The sequence below is a fragment of the Streptomyces sp. GLSS-08 genome (assembly GCF_056387915.1).
In genome coordinates, this window is record NZ_JBWJAQ010000012.1 from 193,167 (window position 1) to 214,825 (window position 21,659).

22 protein-coding genes and 1 pseudogene are annotated in these 21,659 nt (G+C 69.4%); 9 read left to right on the forward strand and 14 right to left on the reverse strand.

Features of this window, described 5'->3' with window-relative positions; all coding sequences use genetic code 11:
* Window positions 1-55: 55 nt before the first annotated feature.
* The 4 genes from AC0ZLC_RS22525 to AC0ZLC_RS22540 all read right to left on the reverse strand — a co-directional run bounded on the left by AC0ZLC_RS22525 (window position 56) and on the right by AC0ZLC_RS22540 (window position 4,342).
* On the reverse strand, window positions 56-1,735 hold the full coding sequence (locus AC0ZLC_RS22525) for a polyamine aminopropyltransferase (protein WP_476753743.1): 1,680 nt from the start codon (window positions 1,733-1,735) through the stop codon (window positions 56-58).
* 144 nt (window positions 1,736-1,879) lie between these two features.
* Complete coding sequence (locus AC0ZLC_RS22530) at window positions 1,880-2,410, reverse strand: DUF2617 family protein (protein WP_476753744.1); 531 nt, start codon at window positions 2,408-2,410, stop codon at window positions 1,880-1,882.
* A gap of 441 nt (window positions 2,411-2,851) precedes the next feature.
* Complete coding sequence (locus AC0ZLC_RS22535; protein WP_476753745.1) at window positions 2,852-3,145, reverse strand: hypothetical protein; 294 nt, start codon at window positions 3,143-3,145, stop codon at window positions 2,852-2,854.
* Between the two features lie 168 nt (window positions 3,146-3,313).
* Window positions 3,314-4,342: a tyrosine-type recombinase/integrase gene (locus tag AC0ZLC_RS22540; protein WP_476753746.1), complete on the reverse strand. Its 1,029-nt coding sequence runs from the start codon at window positions 4,340-4,342 to the stop codon at window positions 3,314-3,316.
* A gap of 61 nt (window positions 4,343-4,403) precedes the next feature.
* Between AC0ZLC_RS22540 and AC0ZLC_RS22545 the strand changes: the two are divergent.
* Window positions 4,404-4,550: pseudogene (locus tag AC0ZLC_RS22545) on the forward strand (site-specific integrase); the annotation flags it as partial.
* 506 nt (window positions 4,551-5,056) lie between these two features.
* On the forward strand, window positions 5,057-5,623 hold the full coding sequence (locus AC0ZLC_RS22550; RefSeq protein ID WP_476753747.1) for a hypothetical protein: 567 nt from the start codon (window positions 5,057-5,059) through the stop codon (window positions 5,621-5,623).
* Between the two features lie 737 nt (window positions 5,624-6,360).
* Here the strand turns inward: AC0ZLC_RS22550 and AC0ZLC_RS22555 are convergent.
* Window positions 6,361-7,305 carry a restriction endonuclease gene (locus AC0ZLC_RS22555; RefSeq protein WP_476753748.1) on the reverse strand — a complete coding sequence of 315 codons (945 nt, stop codon included), beginning with the start codon at window positions 7,303-7,305 and terminating at the stop codon, window positions 6,361-6,363.
* A 1,052-nt stretch (window positions 7,306-8,357) separates the two neighbouring features.
* On the opposite strand from AC0ZLC_RS22555, the gene AC0ZLC_RS22560 reads away from it, so the two are divergent.
* The 3 genes from AC0ZLC_RS22560 to AC0ZLC_RS22570 all read left to right on the forward strand — a co-directional run bounded on the left by AC0ZLC_RS22560 (window position 8,358) and on the right by AC0ZLC_RS22570 (window position 10,232).
* Window positions 8,358-9,551, forward strand: coding sequence for a pyridoxal phosphate-dependent aminotransferase (locus AC0ZLC_RS22560; protein WP_476753749.1), 1,194 nt, complete (start codon window positions 8,358-8,360; stop codon window positions 9,549-9,551).
* A 152-nt stretch (window positions 9,552-9,703) separates the two neighbouring features.
* Window positions 9,704-9,961: a type II toxin-antitoxin system Phd/YefM family antitoxin gene (locus AC0ZLC_RS22565; protein ID WP_388925984.1), complete on the forward strand. Its 258-nt coding sequence runs from the start codon at window positions 9,704-9,706 to the stop codon at window positions 9,959-9,961.
* A 10-nt stretch (window positions 9,962-9,971) separates the two neighbouring features.
* Window positions 9,972-10,232 (forward strand): Txe/YoeB family addiction module toxin, encoded by a 261-nt coding sequence (locus AC0ZLC_RS22570; RefSeq protein WP_476753750.1) that lies wholly within the window; start codon window positions 9,972-9,974, stop codon window positions 10,230-10,232.
* 302 nt (window positions 10,233-10,534) lie between these two features.
* On the opposite strand, the gene AC0ZLC_RS22575 is transcribed toward AC0ZLC_RS22570, so the two are convergent.
* The 5 genes from AC0ZLC_RS22575 to AC0ZLC_RS22595 form a co-directional block, all read right to left on the reverse strand.
* Window positions 10,535-10,921, reverse strand: coding sequence for a PIN-like domain-containing protein (locus AC0ZLC_RS22575; protein WP_476753751.1), 387 nt, complete (start codon window positions 10,919-10,921; stop codon window positions 10,535-10,537).
* Window positions 10,911-11,567 carry a DUF433 domain-containing protein gene (locus tag AC0ZLC_RS22580; RefSeq protein ID WP_476753752.1) on the reverse strand — a complete coding sequence of 219 codons (657 nt, stop codon included), beginning with the start codon at window positions 11,565-11,567 and terminating at the stop codon, window positions 10,911-10,913. The genes AC0ZLC_RS22575 and AC0ZLC_RS22580 overlap by 11 nt, the downstream gene beginning before the upstream one ends.
* Before the next feature lie 84 nt (window positions 11,568-11,651).
* Window positions 11,652-12,551: a hypothetical protein gene (locus tag AC0ZLC_RS22585; RefSeq protein ID WP_476753753.1), complete on the reverse strand. Its 900-nt coding sequence runs from the start codon at window positions 12,549-12,551 to the stop codon at window positions 11,652-11,654.
* Between the two features lie 282 nt (window positions 12,552-12,833).
* Window positions 12,834-12,965, reverse strand: a complete 132-nt coding sequence (locus tag AC0ZLC_RS22590) for a DUF397 domain-containing protein (protein ID WP_476753754.1) — start codon at window positions 12,963-12,965, stop codon at window positions 12,834-12,836.
* Window positions 12,928-13,842 carry a helix-turn-helix domain-containing protein gene (locus tag AC0ZLC_RS22595; protein ID WP_476753815.1) on the reverse strand — a complete coding sequence of 305 codons (915 nt, stop codon included), beginning with the start codon at window positions 13,840-13,842 and terminating at the stop codon, window positions 12,928-12,930. The genes AC0ZLC_RS22590 and AC0ZLC_RS22595 overlap by 38 nt, the downstream gene beginning before the upstream one ends.
* A 177-nt stretch (window positions 13,843-14,019) precedes the next feature.
* Between AC0ZLC_RS22595 and AC0ZLC_RS22600 the strand changes: the two genes are divergently transcribed.
* Window positions 14,020-14,481, forward strand: coding sequence for an ATP-binding protein (locus AC0ZLC_RS22600; RefSeq protein ID WP_476753816.1), 462 nt, complete (start codon window positions 14,020-14,022; stop codon window positions 14,479-14,481).
* A gap of 139 nt (window positions 14,482-14,620) precedes the next feature.
* Window positions 14,621-15,823: a hypothetical protein gene (locus AC0ZLC_RS22605; protein WP_476753755.1), complete on the forward strand. Its 1,203-nt coding sequence runs from the start codon at window positions 14,621-14,623 to the stop codon at window positions 15,821-15,823.
* A 13-nt stretch (window positions 15,824-15,836) separates the two neighbouring features.
* Here the strand turns inward: AC0ZLC_RS22605 and AC0ZLC_RS22610 are convergent, their stop codons facing one another.
* Entirely contained in the window at window positions 15,837-16,367 is a 531-nt protein-coding gene (locus tag AC0ZLC_RS22610) for a YbjN domain-containing protein (RefSeq protein WP_355789325.1), read from the reverse strand.
* Window positions 16,368-16,597: 230 nt separating this feature from the next.
* Window positions 16,598-19,210 (reverse strand): ATP-dependent chaperone ClpB, encoded by a 2,613-nt coding sequence (gene clpB, locus AC0ZLC_RS22615; protein WP_476753756.1) that lies wholly within the window; start codon window positions 19,208-19,210, stop codon window positions 16,598-16,600.
* Between the two features lie 116 nt (window positions 19,211-19,326).
* Between clpB and AC0ZLC_RS22620 the strand changes: the two genes are divergently transcribed.
* A complete protein-coding gene (locus tag AC0ZLC_RS22620) occupies window positions 19,327-19,740 on the forward strand; it encodes a pyridoxamine 5'-phosphate oxidase family protein (RefSeq protein WP_476753757.1) in 414 nt (137 codons plus the stop codon).
* Between the two features lie 203 nt (window positions 19,741-19,943).
* On the opposite strand, the gene AC0ZLC_RS22625 is transcribed toward AC0ZLC_RS22620, so the two are convergent.
* Window positions 19,944-20,279, reverse strand: a complete 336-nt coding sequence (locus AC0ZLC_RS22625; protein ID WP_358850782.1) for a hypothetical protein — start codon at window positions 20,277-20,279, stop codon at window positions 19,944-19,946.
* Window positions 20,276-20,404, reverse strand: a complete 129-nt coding sequence (locus tag AC0ZLC_RS22630; protein WP_476753758.1) for a hypothetical protein — start codon at window positions 20,402-20,404, stop codon at window positions 20,276-20,278. The genes AC0ZLC_RS22625 and AC0ZLC_RS22630 overlap by 4 nt, the downstream gene beginning before the upstream one ends.
* A 361-nt stretch (window positions 20,405-20,765) precedes the next feature.
* Here AC0ZLC_RS22630 and AC0ZLC_RS22635 point away from each other — a divergent pair, with 361 nt between their 5' ends.
* Window positions 20,766-21,635: a helix-turn-helix transcriptional regulator gene (locus AC0ZLC_RS22635; RefSeq protein WP_476753759.1), complete on the forward strand. Its 870-nt coding sequence runs from the start codon at window positions 20,766-20,768 to the stop codon at window positions 21,633-21,635.
* Window positions 21,636-21,659 lie beyond the last annotated feature (24 nt).

A 21,659-nucleotide genomic window follows, 5' to 3' on the forward strand; every position in this document is an offset into this window, starting at 1 on the left:
CCCGAAGCGCACCCGTGCATCACGGGATTCCCCGGTTTCCGCGCCCGCGGGGGACTCAGTCGGCGTACCGCGGGTGGACCAGGGTGGAGGGCGGCAGGCCGGTGACGCGGGTGGCGACCGCGGCGCGGGCGTCGGCGGCCAGCTCCGCACCGGTGACGCCGTGCGGCCGGGGCTCGCCCGGGTCCCCGCGCAGCGGCGGGCGCGTACGGGAGGCGAGGACGAAGCCCCAGTCCCGTGGGGCGCGGGAGGCGCCGGTCCTCCGGTCGAGGCCCGCCGCGAGGCCGGAGCCGCGCCCGCCGACGCGGTACGGGGCGGTGCGCAGCCCGGCGGCCCGCACGGTGGCGTCGACCGTCCAGAAGGTCCGGGGCCGGGAGTGGACGGGGCCCGCGTGCACCACGAGCCGCCCGCCGGGTGCCAGGACGTGGCGGGCGAGGCCGTAGAACTCCTGGGAGTAGAGCTTGGTGCTCGGCGTGATGCCCGGGTCGGGCAGGTCCGAGATCACCACGTCGTACGTGGCGCGGGTGCGGCGCAGCCAGTCGAAGGCGTCGCCGACCGTGACGTGGACGCGCGGGTCGTCGAGGGCGTGCCGGTTGAGCGCGGACAGGGCGGGGTTCCGGCGGGCCAGCCGCACGACCCCGGCGTCGAGTTCGACCACGTCGACCTGGCGCACCCCGGGGTGGCGCAGCACCTCGCGGGTGGCGAGTCCGTCGCCGCCGCCGAGGACGAGGACGCGGGCCCGGGGCCCGTGCAGCGCTGGGTGGACGAGCGCCTCGTGGTAGCGGTGCTCGTCGCGGCCGCCGGCCCGGAGCCTGCCGTCGAGGTAGAGGCCGAGGGGGTGGCCGCGGGTGCCGCCGGTGAGGACGACCTCCTGGACGCCGGTCCGCAGGGCGACGCGCACGTCGCCGCCGTACACGGCGTTGCGGGCGGCCCGTTCGAAGTCGTCGGCGAGGACGGCGGCGGTGGCGAGGAGCGCCAGGACGACGAGGTCGGCGGCGAGCAGCAGGCAGCACGCGCGCCGGGTGAGGTCCTGCCGGAACAGGCCGAGGACGAGCGCGCCGCCGGCGATCACGTTGACCGCGCCGGTGAGCAGGGCGCCGGTGAGCTGGCCGCACAGGGGCAGCAGGAGGAAGGGGAAGGCGAGGCCGCCGACCAGTGCGCCGACGTAGTCCGCGGCGAAGAGGTCCGCCACCGCGCCGCCCGCGTCCTGGTGGCGGATGCGCTGGATCAGCTCCATCAGGAGCGGGACCTCGGCACCGATGAGGAGGCCGATGGCCAGCGAGAAGGCCACCACGAGGCAGTGCGATCCGCTCGCCCAGACCCCGCCCCGGTCGCCGGTCCAGGCGAACATCGCGTACAGCGCCATGGCGCTGCACCCGCCGACCAGGGCGAGGGCGGCCTCGACCGCGCCGAAACCGGCCGCGGCGCGGCAGCGCAGCCGCTTCGCCGCGAGGGAGCCGATGCCCATCGCGAAGACCATCACGGAGAGGACGACGGACGCCTGCGTGACGGAGTCGCCGGTCAGGTAGGAGGCGAGGGCGACGAGTTCGAGTTCGTAGACGAGGCCGCAGGCGGCGCAGACGAAGACGCAGGCGAGGACGAAGAAGCGTCCGGTGCCGGGCCGCACGGGCAGCCGCGCCCGGCCCCCCTCGTCTCCCGGCGGGGGCGCGCCGGGCTTCGGGGCTCCTCGTGCTCGCGCGACACCGCGAGTGGGGGAGGGCACGTGCGGATCGATCACATTGCGTACGCTACGTGACGATGACGGCACACCTCGTCACCCACACGTGTGGAACCTGTCCGCCTGTGCGACAACCCGGCGCCGGGACCGAGGTGCCCGGCGGCTGTGCCCCGGATCCCGAAAACGGGCCGTCCGGCGCGTCGTTCAGGCGGCGGACGGACTGAGGGACGTGACGCGCGCGCTCACTTTCGTACGGGTGGCGACGAGTTGGCCGTCCTGCGGGTAGGCGTGCCAGGTGTGCCAGTGCACATGGCCCTCGTGGTGCCGGGCGAGCAGGGCGGTGAAGGCGTGCGGACTGCCGGGGAAGACGCCCGCGAGGCCGTGGGGGTGGTCGGCGACCAGGGCCAGCAACTCCTGGGCGCGTCCGGCGAAGGAGTGGGGCGGGAGTGTCTCGACGCGGGCCGCGAACTCGTACTCCCAGTCGCCGATCCGCTTCGCGACGCCGAGCGGCAGCGGGGTACTGCTGCCGGGAATGCACGCGACGGTCTCCGAGCAGCGACCGCCTTCCCGCTCGAGGAGCACCTGGTGGGAGGCGCCGAGCAGCCGCAACTGCAGTTTCATGTCCGCGAGTTCGAGGTCGAGGGTGGCGAGCGCCGACAGCGGCTCGAGGCCCAGGGTCCAGGCGAGGTCGGCCGCCCGCGTGTCGGTGTACGAGGTGGTGAGGGTCGTGAGCATGGGTCGGCTCCGCTATAGCGCAAAGGGAGTTGGGGAGGGAGGCCTGTGCAGCCGGTCGATGCCGGGGAGATCGGCCAGGTCGGTCCGGGTCGGCGGGGACAGATCCGAGGGCCGCGTTGGTGATTTAGAGGGAATCATGAACTGTGGCGCGACCACAGCGCTTTTACCCAACTTCGTAGGATTTCCATCCCCCCGAGGGCTACACAGTTCAACTGTTCAACTACGGCGTACGCCTGGCGCGCGGACGCCGCCTGCATGAGCCGCCGCCCCTGCGCCCCGAAAGGCTGACGTGCCGAGCGCGGCGACCCCCTCCGCGCGGTTGACGTGGCCGGCGCGCCGGACCGGGCCGGAACGCCGGAGTGCCCGTCGGGGGACGTCCCCCGACGGGCACTTCGGCGTGTGCGGATGCGCTTCCCCCGAAGGGAGCTCGGCTGCCCCGTGTCAGCTGCCTCCCCCGCATCCGCCCCCGCCGCCGCACGACGACCCGCCTCCGCAGGACGAGCCGCTGCTGCACGACGAGCCGCCACCGCAGGAGTGGCCGTGGTGGCCGCCGCCGGACGACCCGCAGGACGCGGCCGTTCCGCCCCCGCCGGCCCACCAGCTGCCGCTGCCGCGGCGGGAACGCGCGCCGCGGCCCTTCGACCCGATGACCGACTTGTTGCGACTCCGGCCCGCGGCCGTGAAGAGTGCGACCAGAGCGATCAGGCCAACCGCCAGGATGATGCCTGTGAACATGGCGTCATCCTCCTTTCACTTCCCCCGAAGCGGCCCCCCGTGGGCTGCGTGGAGGGGGGATGCCCTCACGGCGCGCGCACCAAAGCAGAGTTGAGGAAGTCCAGAGGGTTCTCCCGAGGAAAAAGCCCCTGACCTGCACATAATGGCAGGTCAGGGGCGGTCTGAGTCTCACTGGGCCGTCTCTGGGCCGTGATCTACCTGAGAAATGCGCTTGAACACGGAGTCGATGGCACGACGGGCACGCTCGCGGCTCTCGGGCATCAGGTGGGCGTACACCCGCAACGTCAGCCCTGGATCGGCATGCCCCATGTACTCGCTGACGGCCTTGATGTTCTCGCCCGCATCCAACAACGCGGAGGCGTAGAAGTGCCGCAGGGCGTGCATCCCGTGCTCACGCGCCGACTCGTACTTCCCGTTCTCATCCGCTTCCGGCGGGATGAGGCCCACGTCCGCGAGAGCGGGCTGCCACTCCTTGCCGTTGAAGTTGCTCCGCCACACCATGCCCCCTTGCTCAGCCGTGAAGATCAGCCGGGCGGACACCTTCGGGCCCTCCGGCACGTCCCACGGCAACGTGATCTCTACGGGCTTGAAGGCGTCCATGTGCGCCCATAGGGCTTCCGCAACGGAGTCGGACAGAGGCACGTCCCGCTTCTTGCCGCCCTTGGGGAGGGCGAACACCGGATGCCCTTCCACGTGCTTGATCTGCCGGACCACGTGAAGTGTGCGCCCGTCGGCGCCGATGGCGTCTTCGGCCAGGCCGAAGACCTCGCCCTGGCGGAGGCCGCATCCGGCTCCGACGTTGACCATCGCTTGGTACCGATCCAGAAGGGCCGCGCGAACAGCGAACACCTGGTCGGGAAGCCACGGGATGACGGGATGCGCATCGGGCTTGGGCCACCGCACGGTCCGCGCGCCGCACGGGTTGCGCGACAACAAGGTGTCATCGACAGCGGCGGACAGGACGGCCTGAACGTCCGCGAAGATGTTCCGGGCGTAGGAGGCGCTGACACCGGGCTTCGCTTTTAAGGCCGCGACAAGTTCCCTGATGTGCTCCGGCCGAAACGTCCCGATCGGCCGGGAGCCCAGCACCGGGTAGGCATGCAGCCGGAGGCGCCGACCGAGTTCTTTCCGGGTCATCACACTGGGCGTCTTGCTGTCTAACCACTTGTCGGCGTACTGCCGGAACGTGATCTGCATGGAGCCCGGGTCGGTGTACTGGCACGTGACATGTCCATCTCGACAGTGCTCAGCCACTTCTCTGCTGTTCAAGACCGAAATCAACTCAGCCGGTAAGTCCGTTCACGTCAAGTCCGATCGCCACGGGAGCGGCCTGCGCTACCGGGCCCCCTACGTGGGCCCCGATGGCACCGAGAAGTCCAAGAGCTTTCCCGATCGTCAGAAGCGCCCATTCGCCAGCAGCCGCCGCCTCCGCGCACCGGTCGTGGCGGTCGACCCCCGTCGCACCGCTACGAGACCCACCCGCGCATCGCGCGCGGAGCCTGACAGAACCCCCGGACCGCTGACAAAACTGACACTGACCTGCACCGAGTTTTGGATCTTTGACAGAACTAAATTAATTGCTGACAGAACCCCATCGGGGGAGGTTCTGTCACAGGGCGTCCCCGGCAACAGCCTCGGACTCGAAGGGCAGGTCCTCTCCCGAAAATTTTGGTTTACGCCTGAACTATGAAGCTCAAATTTCCCTCAGAAGATCAAAAAAGCCTTGGCGTGTCCATGATTCTGACATAATCTCCAGGTGCTCGACCGCCCAGGGGGGGCGGTTGCAAACAGAGAGGATGTCTTGTGGACATCCGAGCAAAGCGGAACCTGACCACTTCCGCAGTGGTACTCCTTTTGTGTGGGGGCCTGGCCGGACCAGCCGCAGCAGCTCAGAGCACGGATCCAATTCCGGTGGACGACACGGTGATAAACACTGTTCCGCCGGCGGAACCTGAAGAGGCAGTGACCGACGTTCCCGACGCGGGAAATGGAATGCCGGACGAGCCCACCGTGACTCCGGCACCTCCCAAGGATTGGCCGAACGCCGAGTACTGCGGCCCTGGGCACGGCTATTACAAGCCGACGACTCAGGGCAAGAAGTACCACAAGGGGGTGGGCCCCACGCTGGCGAATTACAATGGCACGTCACGAACCGCCAGGTCGACCTTCACTTCCGAAGTAACTGGTGAAGTCGGAGTAAGTGTGTCGACCGGTCTTCAGGTGAGCATCGACACGATGCTGGTCAAGATCGAGGGCAAGTTCGACGTTGCCCTGTCCGCGAATGTTACTGCGAAGTTGGGCAACCGTATCAGCGTGGATACACCGTCCCACAGAACGACCAATGCCAAGTACGGTGTCTACCGACTGAAGCACACGGGCGTCAGCTACTACATATACAGCAATTGCAACACAAGCACCCACAAAACCATTACCAGCTACAGCCCTTACAAGGCCGGCTGGTACCTCTGGGAGAGCTGATGCCCGCAGTCGCCCGATTGACCCGTGACCCGATCTCCGTTGCCATCTGCTTGATACTGGGTGGTTTCGCGCTCAATGGATGCTCAGGGAGTGATCAGGCGAACAGCCCGGCCAGCAGTACCACGCCTGCGATGACGGTGTCAGCAACGCCCGGGAAGAGTTCCGGCAGAGCGGAACATGTCGAGGGAGAGAGTGTCACCAAAGCTCCCAAGCTGGTGTCTGGGGTGCCACTGGCCCAAGCGGCTTCTGCCCGGGGCAACCGCGAACTCGAACTTGGGCACATCACCTCCCAGCCATTGGCCGTGCTGGTGAACTGTCAGGGGAAGGGCACTCTGAAAGTCGAGGTTCGACCGATGGGACTCAGCTTCCCAGTGGAATGCGTGTCCACCGAAGTCAGCAGCACGTACAACGAAATGCGTCTCAAGAAGGCCAGAGAGCACGGCGTCGTGTCCGTGACTGCTCCCTCCTCCGTCCGATGGTCGCTCACCGTGGGCCAGTAGGCGCGAAGTAAAACCGACAGGGGTTGTCTGGCCGCATACCAGACAACCCCTCTCGGCGCGGCCTGCCTCCCGTCTGCGCCCGGTTGGCCGCGCCCTGCGACGCGCTCAGCGACTGCGGGAGTGAAGTGGGAAACACCCTCTACGGCTGGGGCGGTCGGCTACGGCTTAGGCAGTCACGCTCCACATTTACAGAAAGCCGATGTTGGCGCAATCGTCTACCCCAACTCTCCAACTAGGTTATTCCATTCTAGAGACGATTTCGGAGACGGGCAGATAGCAGTGACCAGTTTGGCTGGCATGCTTCCTCTTGTGAGTCATCAGGTCGTCCAGGCGGATGCGTTGGTCCAGCACGGCCATAAAGTCGCCGCCATCCATCGTGATGAACGGCGTACTAAGGCTGTAAATCGCCAGGGCATCGGAGGTGAAACCGCTCATGCTGACGTATAGGCCGAGGGTGTTCTTGCCTTTGCGCTCGATGTTGGTTTTAAAGACGTCCAGCTCCCGCCGGCCGATGCGCTCCTTCCACCACTTGGCCTCAAGAACGTAGTAGTCAGTGTCGAAGGAGAACGCGCCATCGATCTGCTCGTACTTCATGATGTAGGCCGCCCGCGGCTCCAAGTCGTACAGGGCGAACAGCTCGTTGATGAAGCCCTCGAAGTCCGTCCCCCGCTGGTGCTTGTCGGTTGCCGAGTGCATCATGATGAACCGTTGCTTCACATCATCATGAGCTTGGGCGAAGACCCGGCCGTCCTGGTCCTTCTTCGCACTCTCGGCTATGGCCGCCGCGTGCTGCTCGTGTTCCTTAATGATGTCCTGCTGCTTGCCTGTCCAGCGCCGCAGTTCCGCGACGGCCGCCGTGGCCTTGGCCACCATGACGTCACCGTCGACCTGTCGTTCGAGGTTCGGAAACCGGTCCATGGCGGCGACGTCGAGCATGAGCCCCACGGTCACGTCCAGGTACCGGGTCTCGTTGGCCCGCAGCAGCTTGACCAACTGGCCGGAGACTTCGCGCTTGGTGGCCTGGAAGTTGAGCTGCGGCAGGAGCTCGCTGTAGTCCTTCAGCATCCCGCGGACATACAGTTCAAAGGGGTCTTTGTTCCAGTAGATCAACCAGAGTGCATCGGCCAGTGCGTTGTACGCGCTGGGGTTGATCGTCTTCTTGCGGGCACCAGGCTGTTGCACCTGCCCCCTCCTCCACACGCACTGTCACCGATCCATCACAGTACCGCGCGATCAGTCGATGACCAGCCTGTACGACAAGGCTTGATCCAAGGGACCGTGATGACCCGTCATTCAGCGGGTGCAGGAGGGCCGATGACGCAAGCGGATGGCGTGTGACAGAGGCGGCTTGTCCTGGCTGTCATCGAGACGTACTGACGAGCCTCAGGCCCGGAAGTGGGCCGCCACGTCGTCGAGCATGTCCAGGTAGTCGCCCGCACCAACAGTGCCCCCCAGCCGCCTTGGAGCCGTGCAGCGCCGCTGTCAGGACGATGCCGCGCGACTCTGCTGGCCTGCCTCGGTTCCCCGCTCTGAAAGTGCCACCGATTGCCGTGCGCACAGGCGTTGCGGAAGTGCCGCACGAACTGAAGCAACGGGCTTGTCCTGTCACTCAGCCCGGCGCGCTGGATGGCATCACCTAGGCGGGCTGCACCATGCATCGCCGCGAAGTTCAGCAGGTCCTCGCCGAGTCCAGCACCCGCAGTTGAGCTGGCCTTGGCGAAGATGTCTGTCAGCCGCTCCGCAGAGTGCGGCGTACCGTCATTGCGGTAGATGACCAGCGGTGAGTCAGTGGTTTGCTCATACAGCTCGCGGTAGATAGCCATGAGCGGCTGACGGGGGTCGGCTAGCGGGTTCGTCAGCCAACTGCGCGATGCGTTCCGCCTCGATGCCCATGACCCGGCATGTTGGGGCTCTCCTCCTCCTGGCTTGTGGACTATCTGCGCACTCAGCTCACCAGATCTGCCACGACTGAGGCCCACCACGTGCTGCGTCATCTTGGCCCCAAGGGGCCTCCAGAGCCGTGTGCGCCACGGCTCCGGAGGCAGGGACGCCACACACTGCGGCGGCCACCCTCCGGCGGCCTGGGCCGTCTGTGGGCCGTCCGAGAGCGGCAACGCAGACAGATGACGACAGTTGCCGACCGCTCTTACCCTGCTCAGGGGCAATACACGGGGTGTCACCTCAGGTGCCAAACCCCAAAGCAGAGTTGAGGAAGTCCAGAGCTTCGGCGCAGGATGGCGGTCATGACCTTCAGCGCACGCCCTCTCCTGAACCGCCGGCTCGCCGAGTTCGGTACGACGATCTTCGCGGAGATGTCGGCCCTCGCCCTGAGCACCGGAGCGATCAACCTCGGCCAGGGCTTCCCCGACACGGACGGCCCGCGGGAGATCCGGGACGCGGCGGCGCGGGCGCTCACGGAGGGGCGCGGGAACCAGTACCCGCCGGGTCTTGGCGTGCCCGAGCTGCGGACGGCGGTCGCGGCGCACCAGCAGCGGCGCTACGGGCTGTCGTACGACCCGGACACCGAGGTCCTCGTCACGGCCGGCGCGACGGAGGCGGTCGCCGCGGCTCTGCTGGCGCTGGTGGAGCCCGGTGACGAGGTGGTCGCGTTCGAGCCGTACTACGACTCGTACGCGGCCTGCATCGCGATGGCGGGCGGGACGCGGGTGCCGGTGACGCTGCGCCCGCACGAGGGCGTGTTCCGGCTGGACCTCGACGAGCTGCGGGACGCGGTCACCGACAGCACGCGACTGCTGCTGATCAACACTCCGCACAATCCGACGGGCACCGTGCTCACCCGTGAGGAGCTGGCCGAGATCGCGAGGCTCGCCGTGGAGCGGGATCTGATCGTGGTCACGGACGAGGTGTACGAGCACCTCGTCTTCGACGGCGCCGAGCACCTGCCGCTGGCGTCCTTCCCGGGGATGCGCGAGCGGACGGTGAGCATCAGCAGCGCGGGCAAGACGTTCTCGTTCACGGGCTGGAAGGTCGGCTGGGTGACGGCGTCGCCCGGCCTCGTCGCCGCGGTGCGTTCGGCCAAGCAGTACCTGACGTACGTGGCGTCGGGGCCGTTCCAGTACGCGATCGCCGAGGCCCTCGCGCTGCCGGACGCGTACTTCGAGGGCTTCCGCGCGGACATGCGGGCCAAGCGGGACCTGCTGTCCGCGGGGTTGGCGGACGCGGGCTTCGGGGTCTTCCGGCCCGCGGGCACGTACTTCGTCACCACCGACATCCGGCCGCTCGGGGAGACCGACGGTTTCGCGTTCTGCCGCTCGCTGCCGGAGCGCGCCGGGGTGGTCGCCATTCCGAACGCGGTCTTCTACGACCACCGGGAGGAGGGCGCCCCGTTCGTACGGTTCGCGTTCTGCAAACGCACGGAGGTGTTGACGGAGGCGGTGGAACGGCTCCGCACGGCATTCGCGGGCTGACCGCCGCCCTGCGGGACTGGTCGACGCGTTCCCCGCCGCCTGCCACGCCTCGCCCACCCGGCACTTTCGCGCCGAGGGCCCTCATGTCGGCGCTTGCCGCACCAACAGGGACGGACGTACAATTTTCTGTACGTGGGAAGGAGGGTTCGATCGTGAAGACCATGACGTATTCCGAGTCACGCGCGCGGTACGCCGAGGTGCTCAACTCCGTCACCGACGACCGCGAAGAGGTCGTCATCACCCGGGCCGGACATGAGCCGGTCGTCATCGTCTCTCTGGAGGACTACGAGTCCCTGAAGGAGACGGCGTACCTGCTGCGCAGTCCGGCCAACGCCCGGCGCCTGCTCGCGTCCATCGATGAGCTGGAAAACGGCGGCGGCACCGTGCGCGAGCTGGCGACCGACGCATAGGGGCCGCGAGTTGAAGATCACCTTTCCTTCCCGTGCCTGGGAGGACTACCTGTGGTGGCAGCTCCAGGACCGGAAGATCCTTAAGCGCATCAACACACTCATCGCGGACATCACCCGGAACGGCAACGAGGGCATCGGCAAACCGGAACCGCTCAAGCACGGATTCCAGGGCTACTGGTCGCGCCGCATCAACGACGAGCACCGGCTGATCTACAAGGCCACCGAGGACAGCGTCCTGATCGCGCAGTGCCGCTACCACTACGAAAGCTGACGGGACCGGGGTCAGGCACAGCGCCCTTCTCGCGACCTGCCCCACGCCGCACGCGAATAGGTGTGCGAACAACGCGGTCTTCTACGACCCCGGGAGGAGGGCGCCCCGTTCGTACGGTTCGCGTTCTGCAAGCGCACGGAGGTGCCGGCGGAGGCGGTGCAGCGGCTCAGGACCTGCGAGCGGGACTCCGGACGGACATACCCGACCTGCTTGCGACGCGGTCGCCCCGTCAGGTGGACAAGACCGTGGCCGCCCCCTTCGGCGCCTGCGGCGAAGTAGTCAGCCGTCACTCGGCCGGTCAGTCAGGGCCAGGTGCGCTCGATGCGGTCGTGCCGCACGGCGTACGCCGCCGGACCGCCCTCCTCGACAGCCCCGTGCATCGCGTCACGGCGTGCGACGAGCCGCTCGACCATCTCGACGCTGCGAAGCTGCTGGTTGTCCAGGTAGAACAGCACCGCCTCGCGGTCCAGGACGGGCCGGATCTCCAGGTCCCGGGTCTTGATCCGCCCGTCCTTCGACAGTGGGACCCAGGACCGGTCGAGGCCGTAAGTGATCCACTCCTCGTCGGCCACGTCCTGTCCGTCGTCGGGAAAGACGTCCCCGATGCGGTGAACCGTCCACCCGCAGGCCCTCAGTCCTTCCGCGACGCGGCGACCGAGATTGCGGTCGAGGAAGTACTCAGGCGGCAAGGTGCACCACTGCCTGGCAGAGCGCGTCCACCTGCTCAGGCGTCATGTCGTAGTCGTACGCGATGTCCTCGACGGTCTCCCCGGCCTCCCACAGGTCGGTGATGGCCTGCACCGTGACGCGGTTGGCGGCCACCACGGGGAGACCGTGGCCGAACCTCGGATCGATCACGACGGGGACCGAGGCCGGGTACTGCCTCAGGCGCAGGCTGGAGGGGAAGTCGTCGCCCGGCTCCCAGGTGAGGTAGCGGAGATGGTCGGAGACCACCTCGTGGATGGGAACCTGGCCGTCGCGGGCTCGGCGGAGATCCCCCCAACCGTGCTCGATGAAGATGTCCACGCCGTCCGTGGCGATCCGCTTGGACACGAGACCGTAGGGGGTGTCGAAGGCGTCCCGCACGGCGGCGGCCGCCTCCCTGATCTCGCTCATGCGGAGCCCCAGGGAACGCAGGGAACGAAGAACGTGCGCCTCGGCCACCGCGATGAACGGCACCGACGGCTGCCCCTTGCGTACCGGCTCGACCTGGTGGACCAGTGGCGCTCCGGCGGCCTTGCCCCTCAGCCACGAGGTGAGGGTCGACTGCGGGATCTCGAGGAAGGCGGCGGTCTCCGCAGGCGTCAGCAGTCCATCCCTGAACCTGTCGACCATGCCCCACCTCCTCCTGGCGCCGGATTTCGCATCGTGCCACATCAAGCCTCCCATCTGCGGGCGGGCATATACCCGGTCATTGCCTCAGCCGGTCGCGCGGAGTTGGTCGCGGGTCCGGCAGTCCCGGCAGCGGCCTGGCTCCGCCGTGCGGAATCCCCGGTCGCAGCCGTCGCAGTTCCGCATGGGCACGACCGCCGGACGTACGGGCGGTTCCGCGCTTCTCGCCGGCAGCGGCAGGGGGGTCTCCTGGAGCCGGTAGGCGAGGAGGCCGGCCGGGCGGGCCAGGAAGCGGTCCGGGAGCCGTGCGGTGAGGTGGTCCGTGATCTGCGTGGGCAGGAGGCCGGCCGCGAGCCACCGGCTGACGGCCGGGGCGAGGCGGGCGGCTTCCGGCGCGGACACGATCAGGCGGGGGTCGGCCCGGCGCAGGGCGGCGAGTACGGCGATGGCCCGGGGGTCGACGTCGGCGACGGTGGCGGCGTCGGCGAGTGGCAGCGGTGTCCTTGCCCCGGCCGGTAGGGGCGCGGGGGCCTTCTCTTCCGCGGGCGCGGGCGTTGGTGGGACCGCCGCGGCGACGGCATGCCTTCGGGGTCGGCGGGGCCTCGGCGGCTCGGGAGGCGCGTCCGGGTCCGGAGCGCCGCCGGGGACGTCGTAGAAGTACGTCCGGGTACGGACCTGGCCGGTGGGCGTTCGCTCGCGGCGGCGCTCCAGGTATCCGGCCGTCTCCAGCTCCCTGAGCGCCCGCGAGATGAGGATCTCGCCCTCGCTGAAGTGCTCGCACAGCGCGGTGATGCTCACGGGGGAGCCGTCGGGCAGGGAGGAGATGTACGCCGCGACGCCGACCGTGACCGCGCTGCCGCGTCGCTGGGCGAGGGCGTTGGAGATCACCGTGAAGTCGGCCGTGAGGCGGGTGCGGACGTGGATCACGCCGGACGTCGGAGCTCCGACGTCGGCGCGCACGGGCGCGTTAGACTGCGGGTCAGCCATCGGGAAGGTCTCTTCTTCCTGATCGGTCAGGCCCTCGATCGGGATTGCAGTCCCGGCCGGGGGCCGTATTCGTTTGCGGTTGTTGCGGCGAACGTAACGGCCCGTATCCCGCCCCGGCAAGCCGGTCACCCGGACGGGTGACGCGGGCCTCTCGGCCGGGGAGGGCGGGTGGGCGGGTGGTTCTTTCCCCCGGTTCTTTCAGGAGGTCAGCGGCCGACCGGACCCTCGCGGACAAGGGCCCGGCAAGCCCGGAAGACGGAGGGCGACCAGGCCCCGGCCACCTCAGGAACGGTGGTGCCCGGCCTTCAACTCGCCTATGAAGGCGTCCCAGGCGGCAGCCTCGAAGCACAACGCCGGACCGTGCGGGACCTTGCTGTCACGCACCGGAACGACGACCCGGAACCCGCCGGCCACCTCGACGCAGTTGCCGCCCTCCTGATTGCTGTAACTGCTCCTGCGCCAGGCGGCGGCGCTCAGATCGGGACGGGACATTCGCTTCACGGTTGTAGCCCTCCATCGCGGATCGGATCATGTCGAGCGACATGAGCGGGGGCAGGGCATTAGCCCGTAGCCGATCGTAGGTCACCGTGAAACGCTTGACCTCGGCCGGATCCTCGATGAGCTGGCCGTAGTGCGCCCCTTCTGTGTAGGCGACTTCGGACTCGTCCGGCAGCGTCAGAACCGTCAGGGAACCGCCCATCGCGTCGTGCTCGCCCTGGTCGAATGGCAGCACCTGAACGGTGATGGAGTGCTCCTCTGCCAGGTTGAGCAGGAACTCCAACTGCGCGCTCATAACAGTGCGTCCGCCGATCGGGCGGCTGAGGACCGCTTCGTCGAGCACTACCCACAGCTCCGGTCTGTCGGGCGAACCGAGTCGTTCCTGCCGCGTCATCCGGGCGGTGAGCCGCTCCTCCAACTGCTCGTCACTTCTGAGCGTCAGGCCGACGCCCAGAACGGCCCTCGCGTACTCCTTGGTCTGCAACAGACCGGGCACCACGTGCGCCGCGTACTCACGGATGGAAACGGCCCGTTGCGAGTAGGCGATGAACGCCCGCGACCAGTCCGGGAACGCCTCCCGGTACACGTACGGCCACAGCTCGACGAGCAGATCGTCCGCGCCGAGCGCCGCGTCCAGCGCACGCGCCAGGTCCAGCGTCGGTTTCGCCCCGGACGCCCGCTCGATCTGCGTGATCCGCGTGCTCACCACGTGCGTTCTGTCGCCGAGTTCGGCCTGGGTCAGTCCGGCCGCCGTACGGAGCCGGCGCACCCGTGCGCCGAACAGCGCGGCCATCGACGTACTGGGGTCGATCCCGTTGGCCAAAGCGTCACTTCCGTTCCTTACGGGCTGAAAAGTAAGGCTGTGTCACCTGTCGAGCGTAGGGCGACCGGACGACTCTTGAGCACGGAACGTGACGACTCGCATGCGTCACGGGATGCCTCGGCTCGACGGACAGGGACGGACACCGTGCTGACAGGAACGACCGCATCGGACCACGGGGCGTGCGAAGTCCCCTCGCTGACGGCGCAGTTCGCGTCGTCCCCGCGGGGCGCCCGGCTCGCCAGGCGGCTCGCCGTCCGGCGCATGGAGGACTGGGGTCACCCGCCGGCGTCGGACGTGTCGTGCGCGGTCGCCCTCGTCGTCGGCGAGCTCGCCGCGAACGCCGTACGGCACGGCCGGGTCCCCGGCCGCGGCTTCGGTCTCGGGCTCGCTCTCCACTCGGCCGCGGGTCTGGTGCGCGTCGAGGTCGCGGACGCCGCCTCCGGAAAGCACCCGCCCGCGGAGCCGCCCGGGTCGGACCCGGAGGGCGAGTCCGGCCGGGGACTGTTCCTGGTGGACGTCCTGGCCGTGCGCTGGGGGTCGGAGCGTCGTCACCCCGTGGGCAAGACGGTCTGGGCGGAGCTGTCCACCCGGGCGGACCTCCCCGGCTGAACGGACGCCGGCACCCGGAACGGGGGTTTCTAGCACCGTGGCGGCCGCTCTCGCGCGCGGCGCGCCGGACCGGCGCGATCCGTACCCGCACGGCGGGGTGATGCTCGCAAATGCCCCGTAAGGGACGCACAGTTCGGATGTGACCCACGCGAGTACGATCCCCGCCCCCGCCAGGGAGTCCGGTGCCGGGGGCCGCGGCCGCCCGGTTCCCGTCCCGCGGCGGCTGTTCACGACGGCGGCAGGCGCGCTCGGACTGTTCGCCGCCGCCCGTCTCACCGGTGTCCTCGTGCTGTCCGTGGCCGCCTGGACCCAGGGAAAACAGCCGCTCGCCCTGCTCGGCCGGTCCTGGGACTCGGTCTGGTACCTGGGAATCGCGGCGCACGGCTACGGGCACACCCTGCACGTCGGTCCGGTGGTCGCCCGCAGCGACCTGGCGTTCTTCCCGCTCTACCCGGCGCTCGTCCGCTCCGTCACCGCGCTGACGCCGCTCGGCGGCGGCGCCGCGGGCCTGGTGGTCGCCTGGACCGCGGCCGCGGCCGCCGCGTACGGGATCTACTTCGTCGGGGCGCGGCTGCACGGCCCCGCCGTCGCCACCCTGCTCGTCCTGCTCTGGGGGCTGCTGCCGCACTCCGTGGTGCTGTCGATGGCGTACACGGAGCCCGTGCTCACGGCCTTCGCCGCCTGGTCGCTGTACGCGGTGCTGACCGGGCGGTGGGTGTGGGCGGGCGCGCTCGCGGCGCTGGCGGGGCTGGCGCGGCCGAACGGGGTAGCGGTGGCCGCGGCGGTCGTGGCGGCGGCGGCCTGCGAGATCGTCCGGGCGCGCGGCCGCGACGTTTCCCACAGCCTGTGGACGGGCGTGGCGCTCGCGCCGCTCGGCTGGGGCGGCTACGTCCTGTGGGTCGGCCGCCGCGAGGGTGATCCGCTCGGCGGCTACTTCGCGGTGCAGCGGCTGTGGGGGTCCCGCTTCGACTTCGGCCGCGGTTCCCTGGGCTTCGTGAAGCACCTGCTGCTGCACGGCGGCCGTTTCGTCTTCCCCATGACGATGGTGATCGTGGCGGCGGCCATCCTGCTGTTCGCGCTGCTCGTCGCGGACCGCGCCCCGCTGCCCCTGCTCGTGCACAGCGGCGTCCTGCTGCTGATCGCGCTGGGCGGCTCGGGCTTCTTCGAGTGCAAGCCGCGCTTCCTGCTGCCGGCGTTCCCGCTGCTGCTGCCGCTGGCGGGCGCGCTGGTGCGCACGGCAAGAGCCCGGCCGTGGCACGCGACACTGGTGGTCGGCGCCCTCGCCGGGCTCTCGTTCGCCTACGGGGCGTATCTGGTGGCTGTCGCCCATACGCCCCTGTGAGTGGGGGCCGGGACTACTCCTCGTCGTCCCCGGGCTTGTCCGCCTCGTTGACTTCCTGTTCCAGGCCGAGCTGCTCGACGAGCCACTTGTCGAACTCGATGGCGGCCCGCACCCAGCTGACCGTCGACGAGACGAAGTGCTCCAGGCTGACGCCGGTGCCGATCAGCATCTGCGCCTCGCCGATGAGCCGGACGGTGCCGTCGTCGTGCGTGTGGCTGTAGACCTTCGGCCACAGGGTGCGACGGTTCCAGTCGTCGATGGACTCCAGCAGCGCGGGCTTCTCGTCGATCTGGTGCGGCCGGTCGTAGAACGTCCGGACCGAGAAGACCTGCTGGTCACCCTCACCGCGGAACATGAAGTACGTACGGAACTGCTCCCACGGCGCGACGAGGTCTCCCTCTTCGTCGACGAGGTGCTTGAGCTCCATCTGGTCGAGGAGCTGCTTCACGAGGTCCTGATCCGGGACGACGGGGCCCGCCGGTCCGCCGGGCTGCGGCTCGGGCTGGCCCCCGAAGTTCGGAATCGAGGACGGGTCGATGCTCACCGTGTATTTCCCTTCGTACGGATTACGCCATCCTCCCCCATGCGGGGCGGGGAGTGGCAACCCCTGGCGGGCCTGTCCGCCGGGGGCTGACACGATCTGGCCGATCTCCGCCGACGGGCGGGCCGGGCGCGCCTCGCCGTGGCCGGGCGGCTACGGCGTGCGCACGAGGTCCCGGGAGGGAACCCCCGCTGCGGGGCTCCCCCGCCGGGTACCCCGACGACCGCCGGGGACTACAGCGTCTTGCCGGCCGGGCGGTCCGCCGCCGGGCCCACGATCAGGCCGTCGCCGGCGGCGTCCACGCGGACGGTGTCGCCGTCCCTGACCTCGCCCGCGAGGATCTCCTTGGCGAGCCGGTCGCCGATCGCCGTCTGGATGAGGCGGCGCAGCGGCCGGGCACCGTAGGCCGGGTCGTTGCCCTTGTCGGCGAGCCAGGCCAGGGCCGCCTCGGTGACCTCCAGGGCGAGCCGCCGGTCGGCGAGGCGCTGGGCGAGCCGGTCGATCTGGAGCCGGGCGATGCGTTCCAGCTCCGTCCTGGTGAGCGCCGAGAAGACGACCAGGTCGTCGAGCCGGTTGAGGAACTCCGGCTTGAAGGAGGCCCGTACGACCTCCAGGACCTGTTCCTTCTTCTCCTCCTCGGTGCTGACCGGGTCGATCAGGAACTGGCTGCCGAGGTTGGAGGTGAGGACCAGGATGGTGTTGCGGAAGTCGACCGTGCGTCCCTGACCGTCCGTCAGGCGGCCGTCGTCCAGGACCTGGAGCAGGATGTCGAAGACCTCCGGGTGCGCCTTCTCGACCTCGTCCAGCAGGACCACGCTGTACGGGCGCCGGCGCACGGCCTCCGTCAGCTGGCCGCCCTCCTCGTACCCGACGTAGCCGGGCGGGGCGCCCACCAGGCGGGCGACGCTGTGCTTCTCGCCGTACTCGCTCATGTCGATGCGGACCATGGCCCGCTCGTCGTCGAAGAGGAAGTCCGCGAGCGCCTTGGCCAGTTCGGTCTTGCCGACGCCGGTCGGGCCGAGGAACAGGAAGGAACCGGTGGGCCGGTCGGGGTCGGCGATGCCGGCCCGGGTGCGCCGCACGGCGTCGGACACCGCGCGGACGGCCTCCGACTGCCCGATCAGGCGGCGGCCCAACTCGTCCTCCATGCGCAGGAGTTTCTGGGTCTCGCCCTCCAGGAGACGGCCGGCCGGGATACCGGTCCAGGCGCCGACGACGTCGGCGATGTCGTCCGCGCCGACCTCCTCCTTGACCATCGTGTCACCCTCGGCGGCCTCCACCTCCTCCTCGGAGGCGGCCTCCAGGTCCCTCTCCAGGTCCGGGATCTCGCCGTACAGCAGCTTGGACGCGGTGTCGAAGTCACCGTCGCGCTGGGCGCGTTCGGCCTGGCCGCGCAGCTCGTCGAGCTTCTCCTTCAGCTCACCGACGCGGTTGAGGGACTGCTTCTCCTTCTCCCAGCGGGCGGTGAGGCCGCGCAGCTCCTCCTCGCGGTCGGCGAGGTCGCGGCGCAGCTTGTCCAGGCGCTCCCGGCTGGCGGCGTCGGTCTCCTTGCCGATCGCCAGCTCCTCCATCTTCAGCCGGTCGACGGCGCGCTGGAGTTCGTCGATCTCGACGGGGGACGAGTCGATCTCCATGCGCAGCCGGGACGCCGCCTCGTCGACGAGGTCGATGGCCTTGTCGGGCAGGAAACGCGAGGTGATGTACCGGTCGGAGAGGGCCGCGGCGGCCACCAGGGCGCTGTCCGCGATCTGCACCTTGTGGTGGGCCTCGTAGCGCCCCTTGAGCCCGCGCAGGATCGCGATGGTGTCCTCGACGGTCGGCTCGGCGACCAGCACCTGCTGGAAGCGCCGCTCCAGGGCGGGGTCCTTCTCGATCCGCTCGCGGTACTCGTCGAGGGTCGTCGCGCCCACCATCCGCAGCTCGCCGCGGGCCAGCATGGGCTTCAGCATGTTGCCCGCGTCCATGGCGGAGTCGCCGCCGGCGCCCGCGCCCACGACGGTGTGCAGTTCGTCGATGAAGGTGATGATCTGGCCGTCGGAGTCCTTGATCTCGGCGAGGACGGTCTTCAGCCGCTCCTCGAACTCGCCACGGTACTTCGCGCCGGCGACCATGGCGCCGAGGTCGAGCGCGACGAGCCGCTTGTTCCTGAGGGACTCGGGCACGTCGCCCTTGACGATCCGCTGGGCGAGCCCCTCCACGACCGCGGTCTTGCCGACGCCGGGCTCGCCGATGAGGACGGGGTTGTTCTTGGTGCGCCGGGACAGCACCTGGACGACCCGACGGATCTCCTGGTCCCGGCCGATGACCGGGTCGAGCCTGCCCTCCCGCGCGGCGGCGGTGAAGTCGGTACCGAACTTTTCGAGTGCCTTGTACTGGCCCTCGGGATCCGCGGTCGTCACCCGGCGCCCTCCCCTGGTCGTCTGGAACGCGGCCAGCAGCTTCTTGGCACTGGCTCCCTGCGAGGACAGTACGTCCGCGGTGCGGCCGCCCTTCGCGGCGATGCCGATCAGCAGGTGCTCGGTGGACAGGAACTCGTCGCCGAGCTCCTTGGCCCGCTCGGCGGCGTCCGCGATGACGGCGAGCAGCTCGCGGTTGGGCTGCGGGGGCGCGACGGTGGAGCCCGCCACGCTGGGCAGCGCGGCCAGCACCCGCTCGGTCCCGGTGCGCACGGCGGCCCGGTCGGCGTCGACCGCGGCCAGCAGGTCGGTGATGTTCTCGTTGTCCTGGCCCGCCAGCAGAGCGAGCAGCAGGTGGGCGGGGGTGAGGTCCGGGTGGCCCTCGGACACGGCCCGGGTGCTGGCCGCGTTGATCGCGTCCCGGCTCCTGTTGGTCAGCTCGGCGTCCACGGTCGCTGTCTCCTCCTCGCGTCAGTCGTCCTCATCCTGACTTCAGGAACGTACACAAAGTTGAGTCTATTCCACTCAAGAAGGTCCGCGGGACGAGAAGAGGTTAAGTTCCCGCCATGGCTGCATACCCCGTGAACCCGCGCGACCCCGACGCCGCCTATCTCGGCTTCTGGCAGGAGCGTCACCTGTGCACCCTGACCACCCTGCGCCCCGACGGCTCCCCGCACGTGGTGCCCGTCGGGGTGACCTACGCGCCGGAGGAGGGGCTGGCCCGGGTGATCACGAACGGGTCGAGCACGAAGGTGGCCAACATCCTGGCAGCGGGGGCGGGCGGCGCCCGGGTCGCGGTGTGCCAGGTGGACCGGCGGCGCTGGGCGACGCTGGAGGGGCTCGCCGTCGTGCACCGGGAGCCGGAGCGCGTCGCGGAGGCGGAGCGGCGCTACGCGGAGCGCTACGGGCGCGTCCCCTCACCCAACCCCGCCCGGGTGGTGATCGAGATCGAGCTGACCTCGGCGATGGGGCGCGGCTGATCTCCGACCCGGCCGACCGGGCGGCTTCGGGCGGCCGGGCGGCCGGGCGGCCGGGCGGCGTGCCTCGCCCCATGCGCCTCGCCCGATGCGGAATCACCCCGATTTTTCGCCCGAAACTGCAGCGGCGTCACCGTGTTCAGGTCACGGTGACGCCGCTGCCGGGGGGAAGCACCTGCGCGATCTACTACGACGGGGGAATCGCGTCAGGCACTGCGGGGGGTGGCTGAGATGGTTCGTACAGCCGGGGTCTCCGGCTCGACCAGCTGGTGGTCACGCTGGTCCAGATTCACAAAGATCATGCCGTACCGGATGGCGCACCGTACTGGCTGCGGCGCCCCCCGAGGCCGCCGCAGACACCGGAACGCCCGGACGTCGTCGTCCTCGTCCCGGGTGACGACCACCGGCTCCCCGAAGACCGTCACCATCAACGAGTCACCGCTGTGGGGGATGGCGGTGGCCAGGTCGATGAAGTGCCAGCCGGACCGGTAGGCGGTCGCCATCTCCCGGCGGAAGGAACGGTCGTCGGGTGGGATGGTCATGCCGCCACGCCCTTGGGGGAACCGACGCTCCACGAGAGGTCCCCCTGCACGCTGCTCCAGGACAGATCCGGCGGGGCGATGCTCCAGGACAGGTCGCCGGGCACGGCGTCGGTCGTGCTTGACACGTGTGCATCGGCAGGCTCACTGCTCCAGGAAAGGTCCAGGGCGCTCGCGGCACTGAAGACCATCCCAGCGGAGAAGGCGACAGCGAGCACCGAGCGAACCATTCTCTTGCACATAGTCGGCTTCGTCCTCACTTCCTTGGATACTCTCCCCCGCCGTCCTCCAAGACGATGGCTCATTCAGTCAGGCAAACACCACAGGGTCGATGCATCATGTTCCTGCACGTTCAGGACCCTGGGGGGTGGAGCTTTGCCTACAAAGAACTCACATCGGACACATCCTCATGCCGAGACTGAACTGTGCGACGAGGGCAAGCGTCTTTATGCCACCGCGCTGCGCTCGGGGCGCATCGCGCGCCAGGAGGTGGAACCCGCTCCCTGCCTGATGGAATTCGCGCTGCTGCACCCCGATCCGGACGACCCCCTGTGGCTGCGGCCGGTGCCGCCGGCGGCCGCGCTCGCCCAGCGCCTGCACCCCATAGAGCGGGAGATCCAGGAGCGTAGGAGCCTCGCGGTGGAGTTGACCGACTCCTTCGAGCCATTCATGGCCATCACCGCCCAGGACCCGCCGACCACGCACGCCATCACCGTGCTCGAAGGCATCAACCGCATCAACTCGGCGATCGAGGTCGCGATGGCCGAGTGCCACTCGGAGATCCTCACCGTCCAGCCGGGCGGCGGCCGCAGCGAGCACTCCCTCATCGAGGCCCTGGAGCGCGGCCGGGCGGTCATCGCCCGCGGCATCACCATGCGCACGCTCTACCAGCACACCGCGCGGCACAGCCAGGGCACGCTGGCCTACGCGGAGCACATGACCAAGGGCAACGTCGAGATCCGGACCCTCGAGGAGCTCATCGAGCGGCTGATGATCTTCGACCGCACGGTGGCGTTCATCCCGGCGCGCGGCGACGGCCAGATGGCCCTCGAACTGCGCCACCCCGGCCTGGTGGAGTACCTCGCGAAGGTCTTCGAACAGCTCTGGGCCCGCGGCGTCCCGCTTCTGGAGGAAACCCCGTACGCGCCCCCCACCGACGGCATCACCGGCGTCCAGCGCTCCATCGCCAAACTGCTCGTCGAGGGCCACGTCGACGAGGCCATCGCCCGCCGCCTCGGCATGAACGTCCGCACCTGCCGCGCCCACATCGCCAAGCTCGCCGCCGCGCTCGGCAGCGGCAGCCGCGCCCAGCTCGGCTTCCTGATCGCCCAGTCGGGCATCCTGGACCCGGACCACTGACCGCCCCCGGCGCGAGGGCCCGTC